The following is a 14,809-nucleotide window of genomic DNA, read 5'->3' on the forward strand; positions in this document are numbered from 1 at the left end:
ATATCTCTATCTACAGGATAAGGAGCATTATTTTTGTCATAAATTTCAAAGTAATTAGCATTTGGAATAAAACTTTCTTTACCATCTTCTTCAATTACTAGTTTACCAATTAAAAATTGTGAATATTTTGGTTTTCCATCGATTTTATACTGGTATCCTCTAAATAAAACGTTTTGAATATTTGAAGATCTAGTAGCTTTAATAACGATTTTTTCTAATGGTAAAGAGTAAGTTTTATTCATAATTTTGGTCAAGAATTATTGCAAAAGTCTAAAGGATAAGTGCAGGGCAGTCTGCCCTGCACTATTATAACATAGTTTAACTTTTTAATCTTGATTTTTTATTGTTTTTTATGCAAAAAGATTTTAACCCCTCTTTATAGATTTTTAAGAATTTCGGGAATCCCTATTTATTGCAAGCGAAATAGAAAACTATGAGGTCAATAATTTTATTATAGCCAACAAATAAGAAACTAAGTTAAATTTACTCTCAGATTGTGAAGTTCATCTCAAACTGGAAGAGGTTAGATACTCAAAAAACATTAAAGAGAAAAACCTCCCGTTAGGGAGGTTCTTCTCTTTACTCTAAAGTTTAATGTATTACTCTAAAGTTTGACGTATTACTCTAAAGATTGACGTAATTCATCAAGATGTTCTTGTTCATCACGATATGGATCAGGAATACCTAACTGTGCTAGGAACTCTTTTTCTTTCCCTTCCATTTCCTCCGCTTCTTCAGGTTCAATATGGTCGTAACCTAAAAGATGTAACATCCCATGAATACAAATATGCGCCCAGTGGTGCTCTAAAGGTTTTTCTTGCTCAACCGCTTCACGCTCAAGCACAGGAGGACAAATAATCATATCCCCTAATTCTGTAAAACCTAAAGCTTCGGTTTCATGTTCATCTGCCATGAACTCAAAACTCAGAACATTTGTTGGATAGTTTTTACCACGGTATTGATGATTTAATTCCGCAATATATTCAGGAGTAACAAAAGTTACTGCCACATGGAAATCCCCCTCAAGACGAGAAGCGATTTCTTTAAACCATAAAGCTAAATCTTCTTCTGTTGGTAAAAACTTTGCACTTGCCTCTGCAGAATAAAGATCGTTTACTGCTATTTCTAATGCCATGCTATGTCCTATTTAACTTCAGTTAATATCGTTTGTAGAGGATTTTCTTTTCTGCCTCTTTCTCTTGGTACTTCAGGGTGGAGCATTTCATACTCATCATAAGCATCAATAATTGCTGATACCGTTGAGTGACGCACAACATCACCTTTGTCCATACTATAGAAACGAACATTTGGTACATTATCAAGTACACGCATTGCATGATCTAAGCCTGAGGCTTGGTTTCTTGGTAAGTCACTTTGCGTTTTATCACCAGTAATTACCATTTTAGAACCAAGACCTAAACGAGTAACCATCATCTTCATTTGCGCTACAGATGTATTTTGCGCTTCATCAAGAATAACAAAGGCATTACTTAAAGTACGTCCACGCATGAATGCTAGAGGAGCAATTTCTACAACTTTAGAAGTTAAAAGTTTTTCGGCTTGCATAGGACCGAGAATATCAATAATTGCGTCAAATAATGGACGTAAGTATGGATCTAACTTCTCTTGTAAAGTACCTGGTAAGAAACCTAAGTTCTCACCTGCTTCAACTGCTGGACGAGTTAAAACTAAACGCTCTACTTTATGCTCAGCTAGAAGCTTTAACGCCATTGCTACCGCAACTAAAGTTTTACCAGAACCTGCAGGACCAACACCAAAAGTAATGTCGTTAGCTAAAATCCCTTGAGCAAATAGATGTTGGTTTACAGACTTACAACGGATTTTTGGATTAATCTGCATAAAGCTACCGTTGTGACGTAAACGCTCTTGCTCTTGGAGACGTTGGTTACGACTTACGGTATTCGCTACCATTACTGAAGGAGTTGGAGAGAATACAGATGCATCACCAGCTACTTGTGCAGTTGCTTTTACCTCTTGCGCACCAGCATTAGCAACACTTTGATTTGCAAAAGTCTGTGTTGCTTGTACTTGGTTTCCAACTTGTACTTGGCTAGTAGCTTGTGCTTGGTTACCAACTGGAACGCTATGCACAGAATTAGCAAAGTTTACTTTACCTAATTGCCCTTGCTCTTCAGCTTGACGTAACTTAGCAATCTCTTCTACAGAGAACACTTTGCCATTTAAAGTATTGGTAAACTCACTCTCTGCTTGTAATTGACTTACTCGCTCAAGTAATTGCTCTTCATTATAAACATTTGCGTTTGCTTGCGTTGGTGCTTTAAAAGAGTTTTCTTTTACTTGATCTACAGGATCTGCATATTGAGTATCAACTTTATTAGCTGGTTTCTCTTGTCTAAGTTCTTGAGCAACTTCGCGATCAAGGCTTGCTAACTCATCTTCTACCACAAACAAGTGTTTAAGTACACGTTCATACTGTTGCATGAAAATACTGAACTCAACAGCTTGTTCATCATTTTGAGATAAGTCACCAGAGTAGGCAATATCTAAGTAAGTATCAGGTAAACCATCAGACCAATCTAATTGCTCGATTGCCATTAAGTAACGGAACTTAGAATAAGCCATAAACTCAATCGCTTTTTGTGTTAACTCAAGACCACGATCATCAAAGTATTCAAGTAGGTTTGCAATTTCGCTAGCAAACTTCTCTTGCTCTTCTTCAGTAGAGTCAAACTGCTCTAAATACCATTCTGGTACTTTAAAGTCCGTTGTAAACAGATAGTATAAGTCTCCAGCACTTAAAGTTTTTTGTGCAAATCTAGAAGATTTTAATAAAAGATCTAACTGCGTATCTTCATCAGTTAAAGGTTCTACATCTGCAAATAAAGAATAAATTTGCTCTAGCGACCCTTGGCTAAACACTTGATTAACCTGAGAAGCAATGTCAGTTAAGCCAACATCAGCAGCGTGCTCTTTAGCTGCTTTTCTTGCAGCTTGATTAATTAGCAATTGTTTGAGTTGTTTTGGATCTAACTTCTCTTTAGCTGCCATTTGTTCAAGCTGTAAATCTTCAGCTTCTTGGTTGAACTCTTCAATTTCTTCTTGTTCAGCTAAGGCAATAGCTTGATCAATTGCACGTTGACGTAAGCTGTGGGTTTGATTAAACTCTTCTAGTAACTCTAAAGCTTGCGCACGAGTAGTTGCACCTTCTTGATTTACTTGCGCACTTTGGTAGCTATTAGCGTCTGTATAGCTTGCAGGTTCATCTGCTTTTGGTTGATAAACATTTGCTTGTGCATCAGCAAATAAATCCACTTTACTTGGATCAAAAGTTGGCATAGAGAATAAGTCTACGTCCGATAAATCTTGCGCAGCTGGAATAACTTTTTCTGCTTGAGGAGAGAAAAGATTATCAAAGTCACCGAAGAAATCTTCTTTATACTTACCTTGAAGTGGCACTACTTCATCATCTTCATATTCCCAATAATTACGTTTTGGAGTAAGAGTTTGTGAAGTTTGCTCTTGGTTATCTTTGTCAGCTAATTGAGCTTTTGCTTTAGCAATTGCTTCTAAAACAGCTGGAGGTAGTTTTACTTGTTGTGCTTTAGCTTGTGGAGCTTGTTGTGCATGAGCTTGTAAAGCCTGTTGCTCTTTAGCAGCTTGTTCGCGTAATTGCTGTTCTTGAGCTGCTTGCTCACGTAACTGTTGCTCAACTAGTTTTTGTTGTAATTGCGCTAAGAGTTCAAACTGTTCAGCTTCAAACTCTTGCTCTTGTTTGCGTTGTTCTTGATATTGGCGTTGAGCCTCTTCGAAAGCTTTTACAGCTTTTTCATCTTCAAGACTTTGACGTGCTTTCCATTCGTGAATGGTTAAATAAACCTCTTTAGGGGTAATGTCGTGAACTTTTTTGCCGTTAAAAGTTTGTTGATAAAGATCAAGAATAATGTTCTTAGCTAAGTTAACTTGTTTTTCTGTATCACCAAGTAACTCAATTCTAAAATTATTCCCACCTATTTCTACACCAACTTCATCTTCGATAGCGTAAAGATTTTCATTCTCTACACCAACAAGAGCTTGGAGGTTATCAATTTTTTCCGGTTCTAAAAAAAAGCTTGCTTTTACTGTCAAAGTGTATCCTTAATATAAATTTAAATGTGGTTTTTCTCAATATATTATATAAAACATTAAAAAAAAAAGAAGAGATAAGTCTCACGACCTATCTCTTCAAATACTTATTTTTATTAGTAAAGCTTTGAGCTTATTTTAAAATCTGATATTAGCTTTGCCCTAGACTACTTAGTCGATATCATTCTCGACTAGGCTAAGCTAGCATTATAGATTTCCATAAACTCTGGCTCATACATTATAGTTTTACCTAACTTCTCTGCTGTTTTTGATTTCGAAGAAGGTTTTGAGGTTTCTTTAGTACCTGCAATTACTAAAATATCGAGATCTTTTGTTACGGTTGCTGAGAATTTACCGCCAGATTCTTTAATGAAGTTGTTAAACGCATTACGATCTAGCTCTTTTAAACTTCCAGTAATACATACTTTCTTATTAAGGAAGATATTTTCAAAAGATGGTTTATTATCTTTAAAATTTACTCCAAAATCAATTAACTGCTTAATTGCAGTCTGATTTCTTTCATCTTCAAAGTAATTAACAATATTTTGATAAGTAACAGCACCTATTAGATTGAAGTTTAAAGAACCTAATGCTTCTTGAATATCAAGAATATATTCTGTAGCTGGATCCTCCTTAAAATCTTTTGGAGTTATAGTTGTGACTGCTGTAGTAATATTAGATTCCTCATTTTTTTGTGAAATTAAATCAAAACAGTAGTAACTATACACTTTTTTAGAAGTAGGATTATCTTTAGTTTCATCTGAATCTAACTCATCTGCAGAATTTTCTTCTGCATTTACCTCTTGCTGCGCACTACCATCTTGTTCAATACTGGAGGCTTCTTGCTTAACATAAGTCTCTTGTTGTGAACCAGATTCCTGTTGCGAAATATTAGCTTGTTGTGAACTAGAATCTTGCTGAGCACTTGATTCCTGTTCTGTGCCCTCCTCCTGTTGCAAGCTTATCATTTCAAACAGCCTTAGTAGGATTTGATTTGTTTCTGTTATCTTTATATCAATCCTTGGAGCAGGTCCTTTCTTCTTACTCGACTTATATAATGCTGGGAACTGAATAGCTACTGGTTGTTTACTTTTCTCTACTTCTGGAGATAAAGCAGCAGTTTGTAACTGTTCAGCTTTCCCTTGTACCCAACGTATCATATACGCATAGTTTAAAGCCTGCGCAAGTTTAGATCGATCAAAGTTAACAATTGTATCTAGTGTTGGTAATAATGCCGGACTAGCCAATTCAACCGAAACAGTATCCCCTACACCTACAATACCAATTGAACGATAAAAATCTATTAATTTTAACGACATCTTATCATTCAAACCAGCTTTAATCTGGTCATAAACTTTACCACCAAAAATTTCTTTGTCGGCAAAAGTCTTAGTAACCATTTTCCAATTGTAAGAGTTTTTCTTACTATCATCAACTTGAACTTTAAGTTTTTGTTTATAAGGAGTTATTAAAGCTTTAAATTGGTAAGCTCGTGTTTGGTTATCTTGTTTAAGCAACGTAAAGTATTTACGAATACGTGAAGCAAAAATCATCGCATATTCTGGAGCTTGCTCAGCTAGTACCAAGAAGTCACAGATATGAGCCAAGATTAAACTACGCGTGCTATAACCTAGTTTAGTGAAGTTAATCTCTTTAGAATCTAAGAATAAATCTAAATTAGTGTCAACTTTTCTTACTTTATTTTCATGCTCTTGAATTAAAACATCTAACTCAGCATCAGAGTTTTGATCAAGTAATGGATCTAAAGATAAGATACCTACGTTGAAAGTAGATTTTAAGTCGCTTACATATTTTTCATAAACTAAAGTTAGAGAATCTCTAAATCGTTTTACTAACTCAACACGTGCATATAGCTCATTAAAACTTAAAGAGTGTAAACCTACATTTACAAATTCTTTTAAACCATCTAAAGTAAGTGTATATTTATCAACTTGTGCTAGGTCTACTAAGTAAGAAATTTGCTCTTGGCTTAAGTTTATTACTGGAGCTAAAAATTGAGCACAATCTGCTAAGAACTTGTAAATAGGATGATTGCGTGAAGTACTAAATAGTTCACTACTTTCTAGATATTCTTTAATCTGCTCATTAAAGTATTCTCTTTGGGTAAACTCTTTAATTCCCTCAGGAATCTCTTTCAGAATATCAAAAGAATATTGTTTAGAAACAGAAGGCTCTACATCTAAATCAACATCTTCTTCTGCAGAAAGAGAAGCATTATTTGAAGAATCTAATGTTTTATCCTCATCTTGTTCTACAAGTTTCTGTTGCATTGAAGCGTGAACTTCTTGAACTTCTTGAACTTCTTGAACTTCTTGAACTTCTTGAACTTCTTGAACTTCTTGAACTTCTTGAGCTTCTTGAGCTTCTTGAGCTTCTTGAGCTTCTTGAGCTTCTTGAGCTTCTTGAGCTTCTACCTCATTTTCATCAAATATTAATGCTGAAAATAAATCACTTGTTTGCTCAACCGTAGCAACTTTACTTTTACTAGATTTCTTCTTCGTTGCTTTCTCTTTTACAAAGCTCTCTTTAGTTGAATCTTTTGATGAGCTTCTAGCTAAGAGGACAATTTTCTCGTCTACAACATTTGGAGAATCAGCTTCTAAACTATCTGAAGAATCACCTTCAGGTACATTTGAAGAATCTACCTCTGGTACATTAGAAGAAGTCGCTTCTAATACATTTGAAGAGTCTGTCTCTAAAGTATTTGATGACTCATCTTCTAAAACATTGTCCTGTTTGCCAGATAATTCTGCTACTTTATCTAAGTAAGAGTAGACAAAATTCTTTTCTAAATGCTTACCTTTAGCTAGCTCAAAAGCATCCTTTTGCACAGCCTCGCTAAAACTTTGAACATAATCTTGTTGATAGATCTCATTTATATCTAACTTCAATCTTTCTTCAAGATTTACTTGTGGAGAAGTAAAACGTGATAGATAAGTTAAGATGTAATCACGTTGATCACGTTTAAACTCTTTTTCACGCTCATAAAAATCTTCAACCCATTTGTGTCCTAAGTTTTTGAAGACTAAGGTAGACTGTTGATTACGGATATAACTTTCAAAATCTTTACAATTTAATTCTGAATTATTAGATTCTGCTAAATGAGCTTTAAGAAGATCCTTTAATTTCTCAACCTTGTTATGACCTAACCAATTGCTGAAGATTTCAAAACCTGCAATTAGATTTTCACTTAAAGGAAAAGCCTTAGCTGAAAATAATTCATGATACAGAGAAAATAAAGCTACACACAGTTGCTGTCCAAGATCGTAAATCTCAAACTTTTTAGCTACTTTCAAGAATTTGTCATCAAAGTATGTTAGTTTAGGGTTTACATTCCCTCCTACAAACTCTGGAAGATTAAAATCACGTTCAAATACTACAGTAGAGCTAAATTTTTTCCCAGCAGCAAAGTTTGCTCGTAATTGCTCTAGATAGAACTCACCACCTCTTTCTACTAACTTCTCTAAATAAGCAAAGTAAGCTCGAGCTGTGTTAGATTTGGCATTGTGATGAGCTAAAGCATTTAAGTAATGAGTATAAGTTTCAAGGTAATTACCATAACTATTTTCAAGTAATAAGTCTTTAAATCCTTGCTTATAGTTGTTTTTATCATTACTTACATTATCAACTTGCTTATCCTCAACTCCTTGCTCAAAAATACGCGCTTGCGTTTGCACTAAATGAGTATAGTCTTGGCTAGTAAATATAGTTTTTAACTCTTTACTAGATTCAATAAAGGTGTAAACAGCTTGACGGTAGTTAGTGTAATTAGAAGATACCTCTGTCGGTAAGTTTGCAATTTTTTGATTAAACTTACTCTCTAAAGCTTTAATATAATCTTCACGTAACTTATAAGCTAAAGTGTAAGCAGGCTCATGAATTACTAAAGATTTCGCTAAATCAGAAACTTGTGGTAAAAAGTTCTCTTGGCGTATCTTATAAATATCCGCGTAACTATCTAATACACCTAAGGTTAAAAAGTCTGAAATAATATTTGGACCTATACCTTTTAAGTCAATTCCACCTTTAGAGAAAAAGAATTCAACTTGTCCACCTAACTGACCTTGGCAGGCATGGATTGGATTACTACAGTATAGGCTTCCATTTTGGTGAACTTTATAGCGTTGGAAGTTTAAGTTAGCATCTTTACGACGTGATTTTTCACGATATAAACGGTTAAACCCTTTTTTGTACTCTTGTTTTTTTAGAGGATCCGTAGCTTTTTGGTATAAAGCTTGGAAAACAAATAGTTCTTTTAAGAGTTCAAACTTTTCAGTTTCAGCAAGATTTAGTTTATATTCTTCTTTTGGAGCAGTGAATAAATCTGGGTACTCTTTAGAAGCATACTCTTCTAGCTTACTTTGTAACCTTTCTGAATTTGTAAGAGGGACATCTATGGCTTCTTTAAGCCCTAAAGATACAAGTTTACGCTCATCTGCAATTAGCAAATCTTGCGCATTTTGAATATTCGTTTGTTGTAAACGGTTATCTTGTTTAAGGAAACTACCACACTCTGGACAAGTAGGTAAAACGTTTACAGGTAAAGCTTCTGGCTCACGGTCTTCAACAACTGCTTGCTTAACAACTGGAATTACTTCACCACCACGATAAATAATTACATTATCGTTTTGGTGTAAATCCATACGTTTAAGTTGCGCATAATTGTAAAGGCTAAGACTACTAATTGTCACCCCACCAACAAAGCAAGGCTCTACTTTTGCCACAGGAGTTACAATACCTGTACGCCCAACACTAGTTACGACATCAAGTAATTTAGTTTTTGCTTCACTAGGTAAGAACTTATAGGCAATTGCCCATTTTGGTGAGTTAGCAATCCAACCAACTTGCTCTTGTTGCGCAGAGTCGTTTACCTTTATTACAGTACCATCAATATCAAAGTCTAAACTAGGTCTTAGTTGTTCGATATTTTTGTAAAAAGCTTCAACTTCTTCTTGATTATGTACAAGTTGAACTAGCTCTGAAACGGTAAACCCTAGACGACGTGCAAACATTAAATTCTCATAATGAGAATTTGCTTCTAACTCTGGCGCACTAATATTATCATGCTGATTTACCGAGTAAGCCATAAAGCGTAATGGCATTTGACGTGGTAAGTTATCGATAATATACAGGTCTTGGCAAGCTTGCTTATCTTTATTGCGGTACTTACGTACTACACGTCGATAAGTTTCACGTGAAACAAAAGCACCAGCAGCATTACGTAAGTTTACTAACAGCTTACGTTTATAACGTTCGTACAGACTGTTTAAGTAGTCGAAATCTTGCTGAAGCATAATGAGCTCACCACGTACTTCAAGCACATTATCTTGACCTGTTTGTTGATATTGCTCAACTAGCTCTGGAATTTCTTGCGGAATGTTTGCCACACGTTTTACATGGGCACTAATATCGTAACCACGACTACCATCACCTCGCGTAGCTCCACTCACTAATTTACCGTTACGGAAAATTAAAGAGCAGGCAATCCCGTCAAATTTTGGTTCAGCACAAAAAGTAATACTACCATTTTTCTTGATATCTAATGACTTAGAAACTGCAGAGTAGAAGTCATTAAATTCCTCTTCCGAGTAAGCATTGCTTAAAGACAGCATTGGCGCTTCGTGCTCAATAATTTTCGCTTGATACTGTGCTGCTATATCTTCAATTTCTTGGTCACTAACATTAGTGTATTTCTTTACAACTTGCCAAGGTTCAAATTGCGTTTTACTTTGAACTACTTCAAAATATAATTCATCAGAATCTTCAGAAACTTCTTCAGCTTGTTCTTGCTCTTCATCAGTTTCTACCAACTCTAAATCTTTAGTAGCCTCTAAACGTAAGTCAGAACCAACTTGGTCTTTTGCTATAAAATTCTTAAAGTGTTCAAGATAAAATTCTTGGTAAGCACTTTCATAGAACTCTAATTCTTTATAAAGTTGATCATACTCATAATCACTTACTTTACTGATTGAATCTTGATAGTAACTTTTTTTCAGGTCTTGAATTAGAGTACGTAAATAATTTAGACGCTTTAACAGATCTTCTTGCTCAAGGTCTTGTCCTTGATATCCTTTAAAAGTCTGTGTCACTTTATTCTCCTCGCCAAAGGTTTATTTACCTAATACAGATCTTTGGGGAATGTTATCTATATCAGATTATAAATTTAGCTCTAACTTAATTTATTCAAAGTTAAGTTAAACGAAATAGAGGACTTAGGCAAAAACCAAAGTCCTCTATTCTTTTAAGCCTACAAAGATTAACTTTTTTGAGTCTCAAATTAACTAATTGAGTTCTCAAAGTCTTCCATTAGTGCTTGTAAATTATCATTTTTTGACGTATTACGTAATTTTTTCAGAGCTTTCGCTTCGATTTGACGAATACGTTCACGAGTTACGTTGAACTGCTTACCAACTTCTTCTAAAGTATACTCACGTGGCATACCAATCCCTAAACGCATTTGAATAACTGTTCTTTCACGCTCGTTTAGAGTTAATAAAAGTTGATCAACTGCTTCACGAAGATTTTGTTGTAAAGCAATCTCTAACGGATTTGCTACTGAAGTATCTTCAATAAAATCCCCTAATGATGTATCTTCATCATCACCTACTGGGTTTTCCATTGAGATTGGCTCTTTAGAGATTTTTAATACTTTACGAACTTTATCTTCACTTAAGTTCATTTCTTTCGCAAGCTCGTCAATGCTCGGCTCACGACCAAGTTTTTGTACTAGTTCACGGTTTACACGATTTAACTTGTTAATAGTTTCAATCATGTGCACTGGGATACGGATAGTTCTTGCTTGGTCAGCAATCGCACGAGTAATTGCTTGACGAATCCACCAAGTAGCATAAGTCGAGAATTTGTAACCACGTTTATATTCAAACTTGTCTACAGCTTTCATTAGACCAATGTTACCCTCTTGGATAAGATCTAATAAATGTAAACCGCGGTTAGTGTATTTTTTCGCAATTGAAATAACAAGACGTAAGTTCGCCTCTACCATTTCAATTTTTGCACGACGTGCTTTTTCGTATGAACTTTGAATACGGTTGTAAAGATCACGAATTGACTCAATATCTAATTGATATTTTTGTTCTACTTCGTTGTATCTTTCTACAGTTTCAAGAACTACTTCTTTATAGTTCTTAATACGACGTGTCCAGTCTTGATCTTTTTTCTGGAACGGTAAGCTGTCAGTTGTAAATAACGCTTCAAACCAGCTAAAGTTTTTAGCAGCTAATTGTTTCATTACTAGTTGACGCGTTGCTACTTTAGCACGAGGTAATTCAACTAAGTATTTAACAATTTGTGCATCATTAACTTTAACTTCTTCGAAGATGCTACGTACATAATCTAACATTAACTCAAACATATTAGGAGTTAATTTGAAAGTTAAGAACAGATTTCTTAACTGTTCAACTGCTTCTAAAGCTGTTGCTGTTAATTGTTTTTTACGATTAAATGTACCTGAACTACGTAAAAGCGTTAATACTTCTTGTTGTTTCTCTTGTAAAGAGTTAATACGTTCATTAGCAATTTTTGCATCGATCGCTTTGTCTTCATTGTCGTTCATCATGAAGTCATCATAAACGCCATCAAGATCAAAGAAACCATCGCTGTCATCATCAAAACCGTTTAAGATATCCGATAATTTACGGTTTGACGATAAGATTGCTTCGTACTCTTTAAAGAGAACATCTAAAATCTCTGGGTATTCGGCAATCGCTGACTGAATATCAGTCATTGATTCTTCAATACGTTTTGCAATCTCTACCTCACCCTCACGGCTTAATAGATCAATTGCCCCCATTTCTTTCATATAGATACGAACAGGGTCAGAAGAACGAGAACCTGAAGAAGTAGAAGTTGTCGTTGTACGAGTTTCACTAGTATCATTCTCAATTTGCATTACGTCAACTTCTAAGAAGTCGTCATTAACAATACGAATTGAGTAAGTATCTTCTAGATACTTTGTTAATTTTTCAAGTTGAGCTTCGCTATAATCTGGAAAGTCTTCTTGTAATTTTGCCACTGAAATATAACCATTTTCTTTAGCAAGTTCTACTAAATCTTCAATGGTTTCTATCTCATCTTCCTCAAATTTATCAAAGTCTAGATCTTCAGTAACTTCATCTTCTAACTCATCTTCAGGGTCGTATGAGTCGAAGTGAGGTTCATTATGATTATTATAGTTTTTCATTAAGTTATCAATCCTGATGTAAAGCTAACTTTACAATTTAATTCTTTTTAAATCTTTACCGGAAAGGAGTTCGATAAATTCAGGCTACTTTGTGTTTTGCTTTTGTTGTTAAAAATACTTTATTTCTACTTACCCATAAAATTAACTATTGCCTTTAATCGCTTTTAATTTAATTAATTGCCTTTAACTGCAATCTAAATGGATTGCTTTAATTGCAATTTGCATTAACCGCAATTTTCATTGCTCTTAATTGCTAATTAAAAAAAGCTTAAATGACCTTAAGCAAGAAGGAATTACCTTAGAGATTTTAAGGTTATTATACTAGGGGTAAGGTAATAATTTTTTATTTACAAATAATAACTTTGCCTTATAAGTATAATTCTGTATTAGAACTAAAGAAGACTGCCTAATCTACATAAGACCATCTTAAAAACATGAGCTAATACCTGACAAGCACGAACTCTATAAAGAATCAGTCGGTACTTTACTGCTTGATTTTTGGGTTTATCCAAGCTAAACCTAACTTTTTTAAACTATATTCTGTAAGACTTACCTCTGTTTATTCTACCTTAGTAGCAATCTCACAAGGAAGCATCAAAATACTGCAAAAAGAAATATTTATAGAAAAAATAGATTTTTCTTTTCTATCTTAACCTAATTTTCTATTTTTTAAAGCTATAAAGCTTCTATCAAGAAATTAATTATAGCAAAAAATCCAAAACTTAACTAATTTATTTTTAGACGTTAATTTTAGTTTACTTTGCTTTATTTTGCTTTTCTTGTCATCTTCTACTTTCCTTTTTACTTTAATGACAAAGTAAAAAGCTTTATCCTAGATTAGCTTCTTAGCTTAAATAAAACCTTGAAATCTTCACTATAGTTATAGCGTTTATTTGCCAAATTTAAAGTTTAGCAAATAAAGCAAAAGGCTCCCTAATGGGAGCCTTATGACAATTCGAATATAGTTTCTCTAAAAATAAAGTAATTTTAATTAATTATTTTGCAATAAAATTAATTATTTACCGTAACCGTAAACGTGTTTAGCTAAATCTAACACTTTGTTAGAGTAACCAATTTCGTTATCGTACCAAGAAACTAATTTGAAGAATTTGTCAGTTAATGCGATACCAGCTTTAGCATCGAAAATTGAAGTTTGTTTATCACCTAAGAAATCAGTTGATACAACTTCATCTTCAGTGTAACCTAAAACGCCTTTTAATTCACCTTCAGAAGCTGCTTTAACTACTTTACAGATTTCTTCGTATGAAGTTGATTTTTCTAAGTTAACAGTTAAGTCAACTACAGAAACGTTAGGTGTAGGAACACGGAAAGCCATACCTGTTAATTTACCGTTTAATGCAGGGATAACTTTACCTACAGCTTTAGCTGCACCTGTTGATGAAGGGATGATGTTTTGAGAAGCACCACGACCACCTCTCCAGTCTTTCATTGAAGGACCGTCAACAGTTTTTTGAGTAGCTGTTGTAGCGTGAACTGTAGTCATTAAACCAGAAACGATACCAAAGTTTTCGTGTAAAACTTTAGCTAATGGCGCTAAACAGTTAGTTGTACATGAAGCGTTAGAAACGATGTCTTGACCAGCGTATTCTTTGTGGTTAACGCCCATCACGAACATTGGAGTAGCATCTTTAGATGGACCAGTTAAAACAACTTTTTTCGCACCAGCTTGGATGTGTTTACGAGCTGTTTCATCAGTTAAGAAGATACCTGTACCTTCGATAGCGATGTCAACACCAATTTCATCCCATTTTAAGTTAGCAGGATCACGCTCAGCTGTTACGCGGATTGTTTTACCATTAACAACTAAGTTACCATCTTTAACTTCTACAGTACCTTTGAAACGACCGTGAGTTGAGTCATATTTTAACATGTAAGCCATGTATTCAGCATCAACTAAGTCATTGATACCTACAACTTCGAAATCTTCAGGACGCTCAACAGCAGCACGGAAAACAAAACGACCGATACGACCAAAACCGTTAATACCTAGTTTAATTGTCATTGATTGATACTCCTTGTTTTTAGCAATAGTTGCTTAAACAATTATAAGTTGTGATTAAAATTAAAACTTTACAAACAATCTTTAGTGTAGCTTAAAGCTTGCTTATAAAGCCATTAGCTTGTACATCATTAGTATACCTTAGCTAAATTAAAGTATAACTAAGTTACCCAATCGGTAACAGCTAAAGTACTTAATGACAAACTAACTTACAGATTTGTAAGTCCTAGACTGCCTTTTTTCAAGTCTACTTGAAAAAAAACTTTAGTAATTAAGAAAAATATTTAATTACTCAACGGGTCTACCATTGCAAAATCTGAAATCAATTTATTCTAAAGGTAAGCCCTTTAGTTTGGTAAGAGTTTGATAAGCTCCTAATTGGTAATCCCCAATTGGTAAGCTAAAACCATTTCCCTATTTTGTGAAATGCTTGTGAATTTTTAGCAAAACCTAATTTTTATTTT

General features: G+C 34.3%; 6 protein-coding genes. All 6 read right to left on the reverse strand.

The features are described from left to right. A partial coding sequence (locus CKF54_RS00635) for a hypothetical protein (RefSeq protein ID WP_147396794.1) occupies window positions 1-242 on the reverse strand: 242 nt, incomplete at its 3' end. A gap of 377 nt (window positions 243-619) precedes the next feature. Beyond that, entirely contained in the window at window positions 620-1,135 is a 516-nt protein-coding gene (ybeY, locus tag CKF54_RS00640) for an rRNA maturation RNase YbeY (RefSeq protein ID WP_119524332.1), read from the reverse strand. A gap of 8 nt (window positions 1,136-1,143) precedes the next feature. Continuing rightward, window positions 1,144-4,107 (reverse strand): PhoH family protein, encoded by a 2,964-nt coding sequence (locus tag CKF54_RS08095; RefSeq protein ID WP_222987459.1) that lies wholly within the window; start codon window positions 4,105-4,107, stop codon window positions 1,144-1,146. 188 nt (window positions 4,108-4,295) lie between these two features. Further along, entirely contained in the window at window positions 4,296-10,214 is a 5,919-nt protein-coding gene (locus CKF54_RS00650; protein WP_119524334.1) for a BRCT domain-containing protein, read from the reverse strand. A 188-nt stretch (window positions 10,215-10,402) separates the two neighbouring features. Further along, the gene (gene rpoD / locus CKF54_RS00655; protein WP_119524336.1) at window positions 10,403-12,325 is read right to left on the reverse strand and encodes an RNA polymerase sigma factor RpoD; all 1,923 of its coding nucleotides are present in this window, start codon (window positions 12,323-12,325) and stop codon (window positions 10,403-10,405) included. Between the two features lie 1,015 nt (window positions 12,326-13,340). Next, the gene (gene gap, locus CKF54_RS00660) at window positions 13,341-14,348 is read right to left on the reverse strand and encodes a type I glyceraldehyde-3-phosphate dehydrogenase (protein WP_119524337.1); all 1,008 of its coding nucleotides are present in this window, start codon (window positions 14,346-14,348) and stop codon (window positions 13,341-13,343) included. Window positions 14,349-14,809 lie beyond the last annotated feature (461 nt).

Source organism: Psittacicella hinzii (genome assembly GCF_003585885.1).
Taxonomy (GTDB): domain Bacteria; phylum Pseudomonadota; class Gammaproteobacteria; order Enterobacterales; family Psittacicellaceae; genus Psittacicella.

Excerpts from the sequence above, each read along its gene's own strand:
- rpoD (WP_119524336.1), bottom strand. The coding sequence starts at position 12,325 with ATGAAAAACTATAATAATCATAATGAACCTCACTTCGACTCATACGAC.
- ybeY (WP_119524332.1), bottom strand. The coding sequence starts at position 1,135 with ATGGCATTAGAAATAGCAGTAAACGATCTTTATTCTGCAGAGGCAAGT.
- gap (WP_119524337.1), bottom strand. The coding sequence starts at position 14,348 with ATGACAATTAAACTAGGTATTAACGGTTTTGGTCGTATCGGTCGTTTT.